General features: G+C 54.8%; 16 protein-coding genes. 11 read left to right on the top strand and 5 right to left on the bottom strand.

Going from position 1 to position 17,204, the window contains the following annotated elements:
• Positions 1 to 6: 6 nt before the first annotated feature.
• Positions 7 to 1,275, bottom strand: coding sequence for a hypothetical protein (locus QRN61_RS14935; RefSeq protein WP_285374093.1), 1,269 nt, complete (start codon positions 1,273 to 1,275; stop codon positions 7 to 9).
• Between the two features lie 2 nt (positions 1,276 to 1,277).
• A complete protein-coding gene (locus QRN61_RS14930; protein ID WP_285374092.1) occupies positions 1,278 to 3,464 on the bottom strand; it encodes an ATP-binding protein in 2,187 nt (728 codons plus the stop codon).
• A 647-nt stretch (positions 3,465 to 4,111) separates the two neighbouring features.
• Here QRN61_RS14930 and QRN61_RS14925 point away from each other — a divergent pair.
• Together QRN61_RS14925 and QRN61_RS14920 are read left to right on the top strand one after the other, a co-directional pair.
• Positions 4,112 to 4,768: an MBL fold metallo-hydrolase gene (locus QRN61_RS14925; RefSeq protein ID WP_285374091.1), complete on the top strand. Its 657-nt coding sequence runs from the start codon at positions 4,112 to 4,114 to the stop codon at positions 4,766 to 4,768.
• 116 nt (positions 4,769 to 4,884) lie between these two features.
• Entirely contained in the window at positions 4,885 to 5,619 is a 735-nt protein-coding gene (locus QRN61_RS14920) for a YiaD family glycine zipper/OmpA-like lipoprotein (RefSeq protein ID WP_007961595.1), read from the top strand.
• A 254-nt stretch (positions 5,620 to 5,873) separates the two neighbouring features.
• Here QRN61_RS14920 and QRN61_RS14915 read toward each other — a convergent pair whose 3' ends face one another.
• Positions 5,874 to 6,308, bottom strand: a complete 435-nt coding sequence (locus tag QRN61_RS14915; RefSeq protein WP_027612195.1) for a Z-ring associated ZapG family protein — start codon at positions 6,306 to 6,308, stop codon at positions 5,874 to 5,876.
• Positions 6,309 to 6,452: 144 nt separating this feature from the next.
• On the opposite strand from QRN61_RS14915, the gene QRN61_RS14910 reads away from it, so the two are divergent.
• The 3 genes from QRN61_RS14910 (at position 6,453) to zapE (ending at position 9,647) form a co-directional block, all read left to right on the top strand.
• A complete protein-coding gene (locus QRN61_RS14910) occupies positions 6,453 to 7,082 on the top strand; it encodes an alpha/beta hydrolase (protein WP_247268091.1) in 630 nt (209 codons plus the stop codon).
• Positions 7,083 to 7,106: 24 nt separating this feature from the next.
• Positions 7,107 to 8,462 carry a tryptophan--tRNA ligase gene (locus tag QRN61_RS14905; protein WP_285374090.1) on the top strand — a complete coding sequence of 452 codons (1,356 nt, stop codon included), beginning with the start codon at positions 7,107 to 7,109 and terminating at the stop codon, positions 8,460 to 8,462.
• A 90-nt stretch (positions 8,463 to 8,552) separates the two neighbouring features.
• A complete protein-coding gene (zapE, locus tag QRN61_RS14900) occupies positions 8,553 to 9,647 on the top strand; it encodes a cell division protein ZapE (protein ID WP_007961607.1) in 1,095 nt (364 codons plus the stop codon).
• Positions 9,648 to 9,827: 180 nt separating this feature from the next.
• On the opposite strand, the gene QRN61_RS14895 is transcribed toward zapE, so the two are convergent.
• A complete protein-coding gene (locus tag QRN61_RS14895; protein ID WP_171061848.1) occupies positions 9,828 to 10,724 on the bottom strand; it encodes a GlxA family transcriptional regulator in 897 nt (298 codons plus the stop codon).
• A gap of 250 nt (positions 10,725 to 10,974) precedes the next feature.
• Between QRN61_RS14895 and QRN61_RS14890 the strand changes: the two genes are divergently transcribed.
• On the top strand, positions 10,975 to 12,111 hold the full coding sequence (locus QRN61_RS14890; protein WP_003228064.1) for an acyl-CoA dehydrogenase family protein: 1,137 nt from the start codon (positions 10,975 to 10,977) through the stop codon (positions 12,109 to 12,111).
• Positions 12,112 to 12,212: 101 nt separating this feature from the next.
• On the opposite strand, the gene QRN61_RS14885 is transcribed toward QRN61_RS14890, so the two are convergent.
• Complete coding sequence (locus tag QRN61_RS14885; protein WP_247268089.1) at positions 12,213 to 13,253, bottom strand: NADP(H)-dependent aldo-keto reductase; 1,041 nt, start codon at positions 13,251 to 13,253, stop codon at positions 12,213 to 12,215.
• A 244-nt stretch (positions 13,254 to 13,497) separates the two neighbouring features.
• Between QRN61_RS14885 and rplM the strand changes: the two genes are divergently transcribed.
• From rplM to QRN61_RS14860, 5 genes are all read left to right on the top strand, one after another.
• A complete protein-coding gene (gene rplM / locus QRN61_RS14880; RefSeq protein WP_003228062.1) occupies positions 13,498 to 13,926 on the top strand; it encodes a 50S ribosomal protein L13 in 429 nt (142 codons plus the stop codon).
• A 14-nt stretch (positions 13,927 to 13,940) separates the two neighbouring features.
• Positions 13,941 to 14,333 (top strand): 30S ribosomal protein S9, encoded by a 393-nt coding sequence (rpsI, locus tag QRN61_RS14875; RefSeq protein WP_007961615.1) that lies wholly within the window; start codon positions 13,941 to 13,943, stop codon positions 14,331 to 14,333.
• A 270-nt stretch (positions 14,334 to 14,603) separates the two neighbouring features.
• Positions 14,604 to 15,197, top strand: a complete 594-nt coding sequence (gene petA / locus QRN61_RS14870) for a ubiquinol-cytochrome c reductase iron-sulfur subunit (protein ID WP_003228055.1) — start codon at positions 14,604 to 14,606, stop codon at positions 15,195 to 15,197.
• On the top strand, positions 15,197 to 16,408 hold the full coding sequence (locus QRN61_RS14865; RefSeq protein WP_096797145.1) for a cytochrome b: 1,212 nt from the start codon (positions 15,197 to 15,199) through the stop codon (positions 16,406 to 16,408). The genes petA and QRN61_RS14865 overlap by 1 nt, the downstream gene beginning before the upstream one ends.
• Positions 16,408 to 17,190, top strand: coding sequence for a cytochrome c1 (locus tag QRN61_RS14860; protein ID WP_007917027.1), 783 nt, complete (start codon positions 16,408 to 16,410; stop codon positions 17,188 to 17,190). Before QRN61_RS14865 ends, QRN61_RS14860 begins: the two co-directional genes overlap by 1 nt.
• Positions 17,191 to 17,204 lie beyond the last annotated feature (14 nt).

Here is a 17,204-nt window from a genome sequence, read left to right as displayed (position 1 = left end):
GGCTCACTATATCAGGCGAACTTTAGGTGCGTATTTTATTTCTCGCGCTTTGAATGCTGTCCGAGAAATGTATCTGTTTGACCAAATGGAATTCAATGCTGAGCTGAATTCATCTGTTTCCTCCCGTGTTACGAAAATAGAAAAGTCCTCAAGATAAACAGGTAGATTCAATTCATCAATTTCGACATCAATTTGATAAAGCTTATCTAATTTATCCGAAGCCTCAATTCTTTGCGTCCAATAACCGTCACGAGATAGCCAGTGTCTCTTTTTAAATGTGAATTCCTCCAAAGCATCGTGAAGAATTTTTTCATTTGTAAAGCTCCCCGCTCTCAGCCACGTATCGTTGATGCTTACATCGCCTTGTTGTATCCAATACATTCTCGAAATTAGGTGCGGAATGTCAGCGACTGCATCACCAGACGCCATCACCATATGAGTAAGCCATCTCTTCATTTGGGCTACTATTACGGATGTAGCGATTTTTTTGCGCTCAATCTCTTCAGGGTTTGTAAGAACCCAAGTCTTGATTTCTTCAGTGATGCAGCCGTTGCAACCATGCATGAAAAAGTCTAAGAAGGTTGCATTCTGTGGTTCTGGTGACTGAGGGTTAATGAATCCGAGAGCAGTTTTTGTCAATGCTCTGAAATCATCCTCATTGAAATTTAGGAAGTCGAATACTTTGGTGTCTTTTAACTCAATACCCATTAAATCTTTGCGGCATTGATGAATATCATCGATTAATTCTGGCAGCGATGGCCAGTACCAAGGCCGAAAGTTCTCCCTATTCATGTCGATAGGCAGTTTTCTAGACTCTGGTTTTACCCAAAGAGTACCGCAAACTAAGCTTTCTGCGTTTAAATGAAGATCCGCAGCGGTGACCGTTGGAGCTAAAAGGCTTAGGTCAAAGTCAACTTCGTGGAATCGATTGAGTATACAAACAACGGGGATTTGAGAGAAAGCCCGAAAAGCACCGGCCAGATCTTCGGCGGTTAACCACGCATGGCCGTCTAACTTTGGAAGTTGGTAATCAAGGAATAGTACATCTACTCCCTCCAGGCTTCTAAGTGAGTTTGGTGCTGTGTCTAGTTTGCTTGAGTCAGACAAGATTCCGGTTATTTTTTCTATAAGTTCATTTTTTTCTTTTAGTGGGATGTTTTTAAATTCAACTTCGTGTGGGAATTCACTAATGGACTCTATCGCATGTTTAATATTGCTCAGGCTTTGAGTCTGGTTTTCTTCATAGTCGTCAATAAGAGCGACGGTTATTTTCATATTTATATCCTCCATTCGATTTCAAAGGTCGTATTGAAACCCTGCGCCGGCTCAACAAACCTAACGCTACATCCGCGGCTTTCTGCGATCATCTGCACAATGGTTAGCCCAAGTCCATGCCCGCCCAAACCCATTGCTCGTCGCTGCTCGGGAATATCTCCCTTCCTTCTAAACGGCTCAAATAACGTTTCGGTATCTGATAAGTCGACACCAGAACCTGAATCCGATATATGCACCCATGCTCTATTCTTGCCGCGATAGCCGGCATCGACATGTATCTTTCTCACTTGCTTGACCGCGAGCATCGCATTTAAAGCATTTGTAAATACGTTTTGGAATATCCCTTGCCACTCAACGAAGGTTGCGGCTGGAAGTAAGATGTTTGTGGGAATATCTTGTGTTACTGTTGTGCTGTTCATAAAGTGTTGTAGTGAGTCAATAACAATGTCAATCACTCGCGCGGCTCGAAGCGGTTTAATGGTTTCTCTATCTTCTTGGTTCGCAAGTGGTTCAAATACTCTTCTCATGGATTTGAAGTCGAGTATCCATTTTCTTATTTCTTTAGCACTTTCTTCGGCTCGGATACCAGAGCCGCTGAGGTTTTTCGCGATTCTTTCTAAAATAGAGAGTTGTCTTGATGTTTCATGTTCCAGCGCTAGTGCCGACATACCTGCGGTGGCGAGAGGGCCTAGTAAGCTTGTGATTGAATCAGAGTAAACTTGTTCTTTTTCGACCGAGCTAGTGAATGTTTCAATAGCGGCGGATACTTCGTTGTAAACTCTTTTCGGAATCTCATTTTTATACTCTGAGAGAAGACCTTGAAGGCCGACAGCCTGCGAAACTGGGCTGAGTTCGGGGCGCTCTCTTCGAGCATTCTCATGGCGTTGACGCATTGAGAATACTGCATATAAATCCACGGATCGTCGAACGGCGTTTTTAAGCTGGTCATAAGCTTTGTTTATCTGAAGGCGATCGCGTGTAACTTGAATTTTTAGGTAGTCACCGCTTTTTATTGCTCTTGGAGAGGCATGTTGGTGTTCGCTACCGGTGTTGATTCTTACTACACCAAGTATCCTACCCTGAGTCGGTAGGTCATTAAGTGCCCGCTCTACATGAAAATGGGATGGTAATAGAGCCGATCTAACTTTTCGATGAGAATGATCAAGCTCTATACCTAGCCAGTCTTGCTCAATACCATAATAGGGTAGGCGAAAGGGGCCGTCATATACATGGACACCTCCGAACTCTGAGAAATATTTTCGTGCATCTCCTACTTTGATTTTTGAACCGTAGTGCCCGGACAAATTGAATATTCGGATTTCCCAAGTGGCTGAATCTATTTGACAGTTTTCATTTTCTGATACGTAGAAACTTTCTTCAAACACCTTTCCATCTTGAAAGGTGATTTTTACTCTTTGTTTGTTGTTTTTCCTACCTCGCTCTATTACACCCTCAATTTTAGCTATCCACTGTTCAATAGCTGCGGAAGCTTGTTGGCTGAACAATGAAAGCTCTAGGTCTGTGTCTTCGCTTGATTCAATTTCAATGTTGAAGTTATGGCTTTGATCAAGATTTCCTTTTCCGGCAAATCCGTCAAATGGCGCTTTTAGTGTCCAGACTTCTTGTGCTAAACCCTTTAAAGACTGATTGTCCCAATCCTGCCTCAAACCTGAAAGTATTACTCTAAATCCGTGGGGTGAGTCGTTTGCGTAACTGCTTAGGGATGATGTTAGTTCGAAATCTGCACTTGCTTCTGTAATAAACTCATGATGAACTGCATCATTCCAATCTACTTTAACATTGAGGGAAAGATTGCCGCCTGCTGCAGTAGATTGAATCTCAACTTTGTTTGCTAAAAATTGAACCGCGAGTCGACCGACGCCCTTTGATCCAGTTAGTGGGCGTCTCAGAGTTCGAGAGTATACCTCGCCTGCTTTATGGGTTGTGCCGACGCGCATCCAGAAACGTTCAAATTCCTGTAAGGTCATCCCATGCCCGTCATCCACAATTTCAATTTCATTAGCCCTAAATGTTATCGTGCATTTAGTAGCGTCAGCATCAAACGAGTTTTTAACTAGTTCAGCCAAGGCGATATGAGCTTTACCTACGAGACGTTCACCGAGCTCTCTGAGCAAAGCTGAATCGACTGTGAATAATAACTTTCCACGTTTTTCTACCAGATTTTTCAATTAGGGCCTCTACTAATTACGTTTAACCCAAAAAAAGGTAAGGTCTAATGAGTTCGCAATTTTTTTGCTGCTGCTTATATTTATTTTTCGCGATCTTGTTATGGCAATCCCGTAGTGGTGTTCGATAGGATTAACATTATTGGGGTTTATGCATGACTGATATACTAAAGGGATAAATGCGATGGTTTGGCTTTGCGTGTCGAATATGCTGTTATGTCCAATTGATGCGTTTTTATTCAAGAAAAAGCTCAAATTAGCGCTAGAATAAGGTTCCGTGACTTTATAACCTGACTGCGTGCTGTAGTCGGGCGTAGGCCCGTTATTGACGAAAGAAGATTCTAATGATTTTTTTGGTGTTGCCTTCCTTCCTAGGCTTATGCTTTCGTAAAGCAATGGTGTATCTCCGTGGTCTTGCGTGGTGCAGCCGCAACGATAAAGCTCTACTTTTACTGCGAACGCATTATTTTTGAAACCCCTTGACCTTGCTTTTTTGCTTTTATTTTGTGGGAACGAAGGCCGTTGCATTGCGCAGCTTTGTTGTACAAAGTCCAGGATATTTTTGGTCTTCGATGTGTCTTATTTGTTAATTTTAATTAACCCTATCGCTCCGCGTTATCACGTTCGCGGTAGACCTACGGTTCGCATAAATGATATCTCCGATTTTGTTTACAAAAGACACGCTCATCCGCGAAACCTTCCCCGTCGGCCCGCTGCAGTGCAACTGCACGATCATCGGCGACCCGATCACTAAAAAAGCCATCGTCGTCGATCCGGGCGGCAACCCCGATCTGATCATGGCGCGCCTCGATGCCCACGGTCTGAAAGTGGTCAGCATCATCCACACCCACGCGCATCTCGATCATTTCCTCGCCTCCGGGCAGATGAAGGAAAAGACTGGCGCAACCCTGCATCTGCACAAGGAAGACCAGTTCCTGTGGGACAACCTTGAAATGCAATGCCAGATGTTCGGTGTGCCCTACACGCCGGTGCCGTCGCCGGATCGCTGGTTGAGCGACGATGAAGAACTGGCCTGCGGCTGCGGCGTGGCGCTGCATACGCCGGGACATACGCCCGGTTCCATGAGCTTTTGGTTTTCCGAGGCTAAGCTGTTGATTGCCGGCGACACGCTGTTTCGTCGCGGGGTAGGGCGCACGGATTTGTGGGGCGGCGATCAGGCGACCATCGTGCGATCGATCAAGCAGCGGCTGTACACCCTCGACGAAGACGCAATCGTGGTTGCCGGGCATGGTCCGGACACGCGTCTCGGGGATGAAATGCGGGAAAACCCGTTCGTGCGCGCCTAAACATTTTGTCATGAGTGTGCGGCGGAATTTTTTGGCATTGTCATGATCCAACGCCCGCACAGGTCTATTGCCTAGGGCCGCTGCCACACAGAATGCGAAAAAACCAGGAGCTCTTCATGTTCACCACGCCTCGTTTGATTATTGTTGCTACCGCTGTGGCCATGTTGGCCGGCTGCGCCTCGCCCAACCCGTATGACAATCAGGGGCAGGCCGACGGTGGCTCGCAAGGCATGAGCAAAACCGCCAAGTACGGCGGTCTCGGTGCGCTGGCCGGCGCCCTGGCGGGTGCCGCCATCGACCACAACAACCGTGGCAAGGGCGCCTTGATCGGCGCGGCGGTGGTAGGTGCTTCGGCGGCCGGTTACGGTTACTACGCCGACCAGCAAGAGAAAAAGCTGCGCGCCAGCATGGCCAACACCGGGGTTGAAGTGCAGCGCCAGGGCGACCAGATCAAACTGATCATGCCAGGCAACATTACCTTCGCCACCGACTCGGCGAACATCGCGCCAAGCTTCTATCAGCCGCTGAACAATCTGGCGAACTCGCTGAAAGAGTTCAACCAGAACCAGATCGAAATCGTCGGCTACACCGACAGCACCGGCAGCCGCCAGCACAACATGGACCTGTCTCAGCGTCGTGCGCAGAGCGTGGCCACCTACCTGACCTCGCAAGGTGTCAGCGGTGCCAACCTCTCGGCCCGTGGCGCCGGCCCGGATAACCCGATTGCCAGCAACGGTGACGTCAATGGCCGCGCGCAGAACCGCCGCGTCGAGGTCAACCTGAAAGCGATTCCAGGTCAGCAGTATGGTGGTCAGCAGCAACAGCCGGGGACGGTTCAGCAGTATCCGTAAGTGAATGCTTGAGTGAAGAAATGCCCGGTCTTGTGACCGGGCATTTTTTTGGCTTGCCCGTGCTGGCCCTTTCGCGAGCAAGCCCGCTCCCACAGGGATGGGTGTTGTTCACAGAATCTGCGTTCACCACATGACCCTGTGGGAGCGGGCTTGCTCGCGAAGGGGCCGGACCAACACCCTCAAATCATCAGATACAAAAAAAGCCCCCGGACAACCGAATTGTCCGGGGGCTATTTGCTTGCAGCGAAGACTGATTACTTCTTCAGGCCATAATGCTCATCGAGCATGCCCGGCGAGTTCGGGGCTTTCGGTGCGTAGTCGCGTGGCGGCTCCTGATCGCGCGGCGGCGTCAGGCGTTCGCGCGGTGCCTGCGCGGCATCGGCGTGCAAAGCGGCGATCAGGCGTTGACGGGTCTGCTCGTCCAGGGCCAGGCGGTTGGCACCCTCGGCGAGATGATCCTGCACTTCCTGATAGCTCTGGGTCAGCTTCTTGACCAGCGTCGCGGTGCTGTTGAAGTGAGTGACCACCTCGTTTTGATAGCTGTCGAAACGCTCCTGGATATCATCCAGTTGACGCTGCGTGCGGCTCGGCGCGGCATTCGGTGCGACGCGAGCGATCAGGAATCCAATGGCGACACCCACAACCAGGGCAAGAGTCGGTAACAACCAAACTAAGAGCGAGTGTTCCACGAGTCCTTCCTCTATAAACGGCTTTGCTTTACGTTAACGGCTCGAACCTGCGCTGTATACCGCGATTCACTCGCAATAGATTGGCACAGACAATTTGCTAGACGAGTCGACCCGATTCGAGGTCACGGAGTTCCTTCCTTGCTGATGCGTGAAACCCCTGTAGTGATTGCCGGCCCAGTCGGCCAAATCGAAGCGCTGTACCTTGATAACGAGCAGCCAGTCGGCATCGCGCTGATCTGCCATCCAAACCCGGTGCAGGGCGGCACCATGCTCAACAAGGTCGTCTCGACCTTGCAGCGCACTGCGCGCGACGCAGGTTTGATCACCTTGCGCTTCAACTATCGCGGCGTCGGTGCCAGCGAAGGCTCCCACGACATGGGCAGCGGTGAAGTCGACGACGCTCAGGCTGCCGCAGCATGGCTACTGGAAAAGCATCCGGAGCTGCCGCTGACCCTGTTCGGTTTCTCCTTCGGTGGATTTGTTGCAGCAAGTCTCGGCGGGCGTCTCGAAGCCCAAGGCGTGCAGTCAAAGCAGCTGTTCATGGTCGCGCCGGCAGTGATGCGTCTGGGCGATCAGGATCAACTGCCACAGCACGGCGAGCTGACCGTGATCCAGCCGGAAACCGACGAAGTGATCGATCCGCAGTTGGTCTACGACTGGTCGGAAAAACTCCAGCGCCCCCATGAGCTGCTGAAAGTGGCAGAATGCGGACACTTTTTTCATGGCAAGCTGACCGATCTCAAGGATCTGATCCTGCCGCGTCTCTCGAATTGATTGCAGTCTGACAAGCGATTACCCATGACGAACCGTACCCGTATCCTCACCGGCATCACCACCACCGGCACGCCGCACCTGGGCAACTACGCCGGCGCCATCCGCCCGGCGATCCTCGCCAGCCGCGACAGCAATGCCGATTCGTTCTACTTCCTGGCCGACTACCACGCCCTGATCAAATGCGATGACCCGCTGCGCATCCAGCGCTCGCGTCTGGAAATCGCCGCGACCTGGCTGGCCGGTGGCCTCGATGTTGACCGTGTGACCTTCTATCGCCAGTCCGACATCCCGGAAATTCCCGAGCTGACCTGGCTGCTGACCTGCGTCGCCGCCAAGGGCCTGCTCAACCGTGCGCATGCCTACAAGGCCTCGGTGGACAAGAACGTCGAGAGCGGTGAAGACCCGGATGCCGGGATCACCATGGGTCTCTACAGCTACCCGGTGCTGATGGCGGCGGACATCCTGATGTTCAACGCGCACAAGGTGCCGGTCGGTCGTGACCAGATCCAGCACGTGGAAATGGCCCGCGACATCGGCCAGCGCTTCAACCACCTGTTCGGCCAGGGCAAGGAGTTCTTCACCATGCCCGAAGCGCTGATCGAGGAAAGCGTGGCGACCTTGCCCGGCCTCGACGGGCGCAAGATGTCGAAGAGTTACGACAACACCATCCCGCTGTTCTCCAGCGCCAAAGAGATGAAGGACGCGATCTCGCGGATCGTCACCGACTCCAAAGCGCCGGGCGAAGCCAAAGATCCGGACAACTCGCACCTGTTCACTCTGTTTCAGGCGTTCGCCACACCGGCGCAGGCGGACGAATTCCGCAGCGAACTGCTCGGCGGTCTGGGTTGGGGCGAGGCGAAGAATCGTCTGTTCCAGTTGCTCGACAATGAACTGGGCGAGTCCCGCGAGCGCTATCACCAGTTGATCGAGCGCCCGGCGGATCTGGAAGACATCCTGCAACACGGCGCGAAAAAGGCTCGTGCGGTGGCGACGCCGTTCCTCAACGAACTGCGTGAAGCGGTCGGCCTGCGTTCGTTCGTCAATCAGGTGCAAGTCGCGGCGACCACCAAAAAGAAAGCCGTGAAAGCTGCACGTTTCGTGAGCTTCCGTGAAGACGACGGCAGTTTCCGCTTCCGTCTGCTGGCGGCTGATGGCGAGCAACTATTGCTGTCACGCAACTTTGCCGACGGCAAAACCGCCGGCCAAGTGACCAAGCAACTGCAATCCGGTCAGGCGCTGGACATCCGCAATCAAGACCTGAGCTTCAGCGTGTGGCTGGAAGGCGAGTGCGTTGGCGACAGCCCGGCGTTCGCCGATACTGCTGCGCGGGACGCGGCTGTCGAAGCTCTGCGCGTTGCACTGACCCCGGTTCAGGACTAATCCGCGGCGCGGCCCGACCAAGGGCTGATTGCCATTCCTACGGGCCGTCGCTACAGTGACGGCCCGTTTTTGTTGCCTTGCTAACGAATTATGACGCCCCTAGAACGATACCAAGCTGATCTGAAACGCCCGGACTTCTTCCATGACGCCGCGCAGGAAACTGCTGTGCGTCATCTGCAGCGCCTGTACGACGATCTGATCGCGGCCGAGCAGAACAAGCCGGGTTTGCTGGGCAAGCTGTTTGGCAAGAAGGATCAGACGCCGGTCAAGGGCCTGTACTTCTGGGGCGGCGTGGGTCGCGGCAAGACTTACCTGGTCGACACCTTCTTCGAAGCGCTGCCGTTCAAGGAAAAGACCCGCACTCACTTCCACCGCTTCATGAAGCGTGTGCACGAAGAGATGAAAACCCTCGGCGGCGAGAAAAACCCGCTGACCATCATCGCCAAGCGCTTTGCGGCCGAGTCGCGAGTGATCTGCTTCGATGAATTCTTCGTTTCGGACATCACCGACGCGATGATCCTCGGCACGCTGATGGAAGAGCTGTTCAAGAACGGCGTGACCCTGGTCGCGACCTCGAACATCGTTCCGGACGGCCTGTACAAGGACGGTCTGCAGCGCGCGCGCTTCCTGCCGGCCATCGCGCTGATCAAGCAGAACACCGAAATCGTCAACGTCGACAGCGGTGTCGACTACCGTCTGCGCCACCTCGAACAAGCGGAGCTGTTCCACTATCCGCTGGACGAAGCCGCCCATGAAAGCCTGCGCAAGAGCTTCAAGGCCCTGACGCCGGAATGCACGGCAGCGGTGGAAAACGATGTGCTGATCATCGAGAACCGCGAAATCCGCGCCCTGCGCACCTGCGACGACGTGGCCTGGTTCGACTTCCGCGAACTGTGCGACGGTCCGCGCAGCCAGAACGACTACATCGAGCTGGGCAAGATCTTCCACGCGGTGCTGCTCAGCGGCGTCGAGCAGATGAGCGTCACCACCGACGACATCGCCCGGCGTTTCATCAACATGGTCGACGAGTTCTACGACCGTAACGTCAAGCTGATCATTTCTGCCGAAGTCGAGTTGAAAGACCTGTACACCGGCGGACGCCTGACGTTCGAATTCCAGCGTACGCTCAGCCGTCTGCTGGAGATGCAATCGCACGAATTCCTGTCCCGGGCGCACAAGCCTTAAACAGTTTCGGCATACAAAAAAAGGGCCTGCAATTGCAGGCCCTTTTTATTGGCACTGATTTCCCCTGTGGGAGCGAGCCTGCTCGCGAAGGCGGTGTGTCAGCCAACAGTTTTGTTGAATGTGAAACCGAATTCGCGAGCAGGCTCGCTCCCACAGGGGTACTGCGCTGTTCTGGGAGGGCTACGCAGCCTGCTGAAACTGCTGCCGATACTGGTTCGGCGACAGCTCGGTGTGCTGGCGGAACAGCCGCGCAAAGAAGCTCGCATCGTCGTAGCCGACCTCATAACTGATGGTCTTGATGCTCTTGCGGCTGCCGGACAGCAAGCCCTTGGCGGTCTCTATACGCAACCGTTGCAGGTAGTGCAGCGGCTTGTCGCCAGTCGCAGTCTGAAAGCGGCGCATGAAATTACGGATGCTCATGCCGTGCTCGCGGGCCACGTCTTCGAAGCGGAACTTGTCGGCGAAATGCTCTTCGAGCCAGTGCTGGATCTGCAGGATGATCACGTCCTGGTGCAACTTCTGCCCACCGAACCCTATACGTCCCGGCGAATAGCTGCGCTGCACTTCATACAGAATGTCGCGGGCCACGGCTTGCGCCACGTTGGCGCCGCAGAAGCGTTCGATCAGGTAGATATAGAGATCGCAGGCCGAAGTGGTGCCGCCGGCGCAATACAGGTTGTCAGCGTCGGTCAGGTGCTTGTCCTGATTGAGGTACACCTTGGGGAAGCGCTCGGCGAAGGCATTGAAGAAACGCCAGTAGGTGGTCGCTTCCTTGCCATTGAGCAGTCCGGCCTCGGCCAGCCAGAATACCCCGGTGGCTTCGCCGCAGAGCACGGCGCCGCGGGCATGCTGCTCGCGCAGCCACGGCAGGATTTGTGGATAACGGCCGCACAGGGTTTCAAAGTCGTCCCAGAACGCCGGGAGGATGATGACGTCGGCGTTTTCCAGGCCGCCGTCCACCGGCATCATCACGTCACTGAAGCTGTTCACCGGTTTGCCGTCGGGGCTGACCAGGCGGGTTTCAAACGCCGGTGTCAGGCCGTGGCCCAGTTGTTTGCCGTAACGCAGGCTGGCCAGATGGAAGAAATCCTTGGCCTGCATGAGAGTGGATGCGAAAACCCGGTCGATTGCCAGGATGCTGACGCGCCGCAAGGGCGTGGAGACTTGCTTGGACATAATTCAACTTTTGTTTTGTTTTTATAAGGGAAAGTGGTCACCAGACGGCTGGATCGTCTTATTTTTTGTCGGATGTGTCCAGTGTCCTGTGTCGGAGGTGAGGCTTAGTCTCTGAAGGTCATATTCCTCCAACAAGAATGAAAGGTGCCGCATGATCCCCAGAACCTTGTTCAGCTCCGAGCACGAATTGTTCCGCGACAGCGTACGAACCTTCCTCGAAAAAGAGGCTGTGCCGTTCCATGCGCAATGGGAGAAACAAGGCCACATCGACCGCAAGCTGTGGAACAAGGCCGGGGAGGCGGGGATGCTCTGCTCACACCTGCCGGAAGAATACGGCGGCCTGGGCGCGGACTTTCTGTACAGCGCGGTGGTGATCGAAGAGGTCGGTCGCTTGGGTCTGACCGGTATCGGCTTTTCGCTGCATTCGGACATCGTCGCACCGTACATCCTGCATTACGGCAGCGAAGCGCTTAAGCACAAATACCTGCCGAAACTGGTCTCTGGCGAGATGGTCAGTGCGATTGCCATGACCGAACCGGGTGCCGGTTCCGACCTGCAAGGGGTCAAGACCACGGCGGTGCTGGATGGCGACGAGTACGTGATCAACGGCTCGAAGACCTTCATCACCAACGGCTTCCTCGCTGATTTGGTGATCGTGGTCGCCAAGACTGATCCGAAGGCCGGCGCCAAGGGCACCAGCCTGTTTGTGGTAGAAGCGAATACGCCGGGCTTCGAGAAGGGCAAACGCCTGGAGAAGGTCGGAATGAAGGCTCAGGACACGTCGGAATTGTTCTTCCAGGACGTGCGTGTTCCCAAGGAAAACCTGTTGGGTCAGGCCGGGGCAGGGTTTGCCTACCTGATGCAGGAATTGCCGCAGGAACGTCTCACGGTGGCGATCGGTGGTTTGGCCTCAGCCGAAGCTGCGCTGAAGTGGACGCTGGATTACACCCGTGATCGCAAAGCGTTCGGCAAGGCGATTGCCGACTTCCAGAACACCCGCTTCAAACTGGCGGAAATGGCTACCGAGATTCAGATCGGCCGAGTATTTGTCGACAAGTGCCTGGAGCTGCATCTGCAGGGCAAGCTCGACGTTCCGACAGCGGCGATGGCCAAATACTGGGGCACCGACCTGCAATGCAAGGTGCTCGACGAGTGCGTGCAGTTGCATGGCGGCTACGGCTTCATGTGGGAATACCCGGTGGCCCGGGCGTGGGCGGATGCGCGCGTGCAGCGCATCTATGCCGGCACCAATGAAATCATGAAGGAGATCATTGCGCGGTCGCTTTGATCTTCGCTGCATTGACGGGCCTCTTCGCGAGCAGGCTCGCTCCCATAGGTGCGGTGAGCCTCTGTGGGAGCGGGCTTGCTCGCGAAGCTTTTAGCGGTCGATCAAGGTGCCGGATTCGGATGATCCTTGTGAATCGCCTCGATCCCTGCCAGCACTTCATCGGAAAGTTTCAGATCAAAACTGGCAATGTTGCTGTCCAGTTGCGCAAGCGTCGTCGCACCAATGATGTTGCTGGTGACGAACGGTTGCTGGGTGACGAACGCCAGCGCCATTTGCGCCGGATCCAGGCCGTGTTCACGGGCCAGGGCCACATAACGGCTGCAGGCTGCTTCTGATTGCGCGTTGAAATAGCGGCTGAAGCGGCTGTAGAGGCTCAGGCGGCCTTTCGGTGGGCGCGCGCCACCTTCGTACTTGCCTGACAGGAAGCCGAACGCCAGCGGCGAGTAGGCGAGCAGGCCGCATTGTTCGCGGATGGCGATTTCCGCCAGGCCGATTTCGAAGCTGCGGTTGAGCAGGTTGTACGGGTTCTGGATCGACACCGCGCGCGGCCAGCCACGGGCTTCGGCCAGGGCAAGGAAACGCATGGTGCCCCACGGGGTTTCGTTGGACAGGCCGATATGGCGGATCTTGCCGGCCTTGACCTGTTCGTCGAGCGCTTCGAGCGTGTCTTCGAGCGGCGTCAGGTTGGCCTCGATCTTGTGCTTGTAGCCCAGCTGTCCGAAAAAGTTGGTGCTGCGCTCTGGCCAGTGCAATTGATAAAGGTCGATGTAATCGGTCTGCAGGCGCTCGAGGCTGGCATCCACCGCGGCGGTGATGTGCTGGCGATTGTGGCGCAGGTTCTTGTCGCGGATGTAGTCGATGGTGTTGCCGGGGCCGGCGATCTTGCTGGCTAGGATCCAGTCGGCGCGGTCGCCGCGACGCTTGAAGTAATTGCCGATGTAGCGCTCGGTGGTGGCGTAGGTGTCGGCTTTCGGCGGCACCGGGTACATCTCGGCGGTGTCGATGAAATTGATCCCGGCTTCCTTGGCCCGTTCAATCTGGGCGAAGGCTTCAGCTTCAGTGTTTTGCTCGCCCCAGGTCATGGTGCCGAGGCAGATTGCACTCACGTTCAGGTCGGTACGGCCTAGCTGGCGATAGTCCATCGGGTGCTCCTTGGGCAAAACAATCATAAAAGCAGGTTGAAAATTTTTTCGCAATCTGCATAATTGCCGACCTCTTTCTGCAGTGGAAGTGATGCGCCGCCGCCGAAGAATCTTGCCGTTGAACGGACGCGCCGACCCGAGCCCCCGAAAGCGTCTGTATCCGGCTGCCTTTGACTTGTCAAAGTACGCACTATTCAGTAAGATCCGCCGTCTTATTTACAGGCGGCCCCTGAGGCTATAAAGAATGAAAACTTTTACTGCTAAACCGGAAACAGTAAAGCGCGACTGGTTTGTCGTCGACGCTGCTGGTCAGACCCTGGGTCGTCTGGCCACCGAAATCGCGAGCCGTCTGCGTGGCAAGCACAAGCCTGAGTACACTCCTCACGTTGACACCGGCGACTACATCGTCGTAATCAACGCCGAGCAGATCCGTGTAACCGGCGCTAAAACCACTGACAAAATGTACTACTCCCACTCCGGTTTCCCGGGCGGCATCAAGTCGATCAACTTTGAAAAGCTGATCGCCAAAGCCCCTGAGCGCGTGATCGAGACCGCGGTTAAAGGCATGCTGCCTAAGAACCCGCTGGGTCGTGACATGTACCGTAAGCTGAAAGTCTATGCGGGCGCTGCACACCCTCATACTGCTCAGCAGCCCCAAGAACTGAAGATTTAACGGAATAGTTCATTATGTCGGCGACTCAAAATTACGGCACTGGCCGTCGCAAGACCGCAACCGCACGCGTTTTCCTGCGTCCGGGTACTGGTAACATCTCCATCAACAACCGCTCCCTGGACTCGTTCTTCGGCCGCGAAACTGCCCGCATGGTAGTTCGTCAGCCGCTGGAACTGACCGAGACTGTCGAGAAGTTCGACATCTACGTCACTGTCATCGGTGGTGGTGTAAGTGGTCAGGCTGGCGCAATCCGCCACGGCATCACTCGCGCTCTGATGGACTACGACGAAACCCTGCGTAGCGCTCTGCGCAAAGCTGGCTTCGTTACTCGCGACGCCCGTGAAGTTGAACGTAAGAAAGTTGGTCTGCGTAAAGCGCGTAAGCGTCCGCAGTACTCGAAGCGTTAATTCGTTTCCACGTTCAAAAAAGAACGCCCGATTCCTCACGGAACCGGGCGTTTTTTTATGCCTGCGATTTATCAAAAGAATTGCGCTGTGACAACTTGCCACATTCGTAGACCCCCTATACTGCAAGGCTTGAGGGTATGAGCTCCGGGTAATTCCCTTGTCAGAATTGGGGCTTTTCATTACCATCTCGGCAAAATTTTTATAAGTAACATTGATTTATTTAGTAGATGCCTGATTTAACAGGCCACAAAGCTGATGGGAGAGGACTGAATGAGCAATGACGGCGTGAATGCAGGCCGGCGTCGCTTCTTGGTAGCAGCCACATCCGTGGTGGGTGCTGCAGGAGCGGTGGGGGCTGCGGTCCCGTTCGTGGGGTCATGGTTTCCCAGTGCCAAGGCGAAAGCCGCCGGTGCACCGGTGAAAGTGAATGTCAGCAAGATCGAGCCAGGACAGCAGATGATTGCCGAGTGGCGCGGCCAGCCGGTGTTCATTGTCCGCCGTACTGCGGAAATCCTGGGGAATCTCAAGAAGATCGAGGGCCAGCTCTCCGATCCGACTTCCAAAAACTCCACGCAACCCACCTATGTCGACCCTGAAGTGCGTTCGATCAAGCCGGAAATTCTCCTGCTGATCGGGATCTGCACTCACTTGGGTTGCTCACCAACCTTCCGTCCCGAAGTGGCGCCTGCAGATCTGGGTAAAGACTGGGTCGGTGGCTATTTCTGCCCTTGCCACGGCTCCCACTACGATCTGGCTGGCCGCGTCTACAAGTCGCAACCCGCGCCTTTGAACCTGCCAGTTCCCCCGCATTCCTATGAGACCGATGACCTGATTGTCATTGGCGTCGATACGGAGAAAGCGTGATGAGCAAGTTCATGGATTGGGTTGATGCGCGCTTCCCAGCGACCAAAATGTGGGAAGACCATCTCAGCAAGTATTACGCGCCAAAAAACTTCAACTTCTTCTATTTCTTCGGCTCGCTGGCGCTGCTGGTGCTGGTCAATCAGATCGTCACCGGTGTCTGGCTGACGATGAGCTACACGCCGTCGGCAGAAGAGGCGTTCGCTTCCGTCGAATACATCATGCGCGATGTCGAGTACGGCTCGATCCTGCGTCTGCTGCACTCCACCGGCGCCTCGGCGTTCTTCATCGTGGTCTATCTGCACATGTTCCGTGGTCTGCTCTACGGTTCGTACCAGAAACCACGTGAACTGGTCTGGGTATTCGGCATGCTGATCTACCTGGCGCTTATGGCCGAGGCCTTCATGGGTTATCTGCTGCCTTGGGGTCAGATGTCCTACTGGGGTGCCCAGGTGATCATCTCGCTGTTCGGTGCGATTCCGGTGATCGGTAACGACCTGACCCAGTGGATTCGGGGTGACTACCTGATCTCCGGGATTACCCTGAACCGCTTCTTCGCCCTGCACGTCGTGGCGCTGCCGATCGTGATTCTTGGTCTGGTGGTCCTGCACATTCTGGCGCTGCACGAAGTCGGCTCGAACAACCCTGATGGCGTCGACATCAAGAAGCACAAAGACGAAAACGGTGTCCCGCTGGATGGCATTGCCTTCCATCCGTACTACACCGTGAAAGACATCGTCGGCGTAGTGGTGTTCCTGTTCATCTTCTGCTTTATCGTGTTCTTCTTCCCGGAAATGGGCGGCTACTTCCTCGAAAAACCAAACTTCGAGCAAGCCAACCCGTTCAAGACGCCTGAGCACATTGCACCGGTCTGGTACTTCACACCGTTCTACGCGATCTTGCGTGCGATCCCGGACAAACTCATGGGCGTGATCGCCATGGGCGCCTCGATTGCCATGCTGTTCGTGCTGCCGTGGCTGGATCGCAGCCCGGTCAAATCGATGCGTTACAAGGGCTGGATGAGCAAGATCTGGCTGGTGGTGTTCTGCATTTCCTTCGTGATCCTCGGCATTCTGGGCGTACTGGCCCCGACGCCGGAGCGCACGCTGGTGTCGCAGATCTGCACCTTCCTGTACTTCGCCTACTTCATTCTGATGCCGTTCTACACCAGGCTCGAGAAGACCAAACCGGTTCCGGAAAGGGTGACTGGCTGATGAAAAAGTTATTTTTTGCTCTGATTTTTGCTGCTCTGCCCGTGCTGTCTTTCGCCGCCGAACACGGTGGTCCGGAGCTGGAAAAAGTCGACATCGATGTATCCGACAAGGCTGCCCTGCAAGATGGCGCGCGAACCTTCGCCAACTATTGCATGGGTTGCCACAGTGCCAAGTTCCAGCGTTACGAGCGGGTGGCCGATGACCTCGGCATTCCCCACGAAATGATGCTCGAGAAGCTGGTGTTCACTGGCGCCAAGATCGGCGACCACATGAACATCGGCATGCAGCCGGCGGACGCCAAGACCTGGTTCGGTGCTGCGCCGCCGGACCTGACTTTGGTGGCTCGCGTGCGTGGCACTGACTGGCTCTACGGTTACCTGCGCTCGTTCTACGAAGATCCGGCACGTCCTTGGGGCGTGAACAACAAGGTCTTCCCGAACGTCGGCATGCCTAACGTGCTGGTCGGCCTGCAAGGTCGCCAGGTGGTTGGCTGCAAGCAAGTGCAGATCGTCGAGGACGGCAAGAAGCAATACGATCCGCTGACCGGTACGCCGCTGACCCATGAAGCGTGCGATCAGTTGACCATCGTGCCGAAATCCGGTGCTCTGAACGAAGAGCAGTTCGATGAGAAGGTCAAGAATCTGGTAACCTTCCTGGCTTACTCGGCTAACCCGGTTAAGCTGCAACATCAGCGCATCGGTACTTACGTCTTGCTGTACCTGGCGTTCTTCTTTGTGTTCGCCTACCTGCTCAAGCGTGAATACTGGAAAGACGTGCACTGATACGCTTCAAGCAT

The organism is Pseudomonas sp. lyk4-TYG-107, from assembly GCF_030209055.1.
Taxonomy (GTDB): domain Bacteria; phylum Pseudomonadota; class Gammaproteobacteria; order Pseudomonadales; family Pseudomonadaceae; genus Aquipseudomonas; species Aquipseudomonas putida_A.
The sequence above is the reverse complement of the archived record's forward strand: the minus strand, read 5'-3'. Positions and strand labels throughout refer to the sequence as shown.

Coding starts and splice junctions, on each gene's coding strand:
- zapE (WP_007961607.1), top strand. CDS start 8,553: ATGACGCCCCTAGAACGATACCAAGCTGATCTGAAACGCCCGGACTTC.
- QRN61_RS14925 (WP_285374091.1), top strand. CDS start 4,112: ATGATATCTCCGATTTTGTTTACAAAAGACACGCTCATCCGCGAAACC.
- rplM (WP_003228062.1), top strand. CDS start 13,498: ATGAAAACTTTTACTGCTAAACCGGAAACAGTAAAGCGCGACTGGTTT.
- QRN61_RS14935 (WP_285374093.1), bottom strand. CDS start 1,275: ATGAAAATAACCGTCGCTCTTATTGACGACTATGAAGAAAACCAGACT.
- QRN61_RS14865 (WP_096797145.1), top strand. CDS start 15,197: ATGAGCAAGTTCATGGATTGGGTTGATGCGCGCTTCCCAGCGACCAAA.
- QRN61_RS14920 (WP_007961595.1), top strand. CDS start 4,885: ATGTTCACCACGCCTCGTTTGATTATTGTTGCTACCGCTGTGGCCATG.
- petA (WP_003228055.1), top strand. CDS start 14,604: ATGAGCAATGACGGCGTGAATGCAGGCCGGCGTCGCTTCTTGGTAGCA.
- QRN61_RS14905 (WP_285374090.1), top strand. CDS start 7,107: ATGACGAACCGTACCCGTATCCTCACCGGCATCACCACCACCGGCACG.
- QRN61_RS14890 (WP_003228064.1), top strand. CDS start 10,975: ATGATCCCCAGAACCTTGTTCAGCTCCGAGCACGAATTGTTCCGCGAC.
- rpsI (WP_007961615.1), top strand. CDS start 13,941: ATGTCGGCGACTCAAAATTACGGCACTGGCCGTCGCAAGACCGCAACC.
- QRN61_RS14910 (WP_247268091.1), top strand. CDS start 6,453: ATGCGTGAAACCCCTGTAGTGATTGCCGGCCCAGTCGGCCAAATCGAA.
- QRN61_RS14860 (WP_007917027.1), top strand. CDS start 16,408: ATGAAAAAGTTATTTTTTGCTCTGATTTTTGCTGCTCTGCCCGTGCTG.
- QRN61_RS14885 (WP_247268089.1), bottom strand. CDS start 13,253: ATGGACTATCGCCAGCTAGGCCGTACCGACCTGAACGTGAGTGCAATC.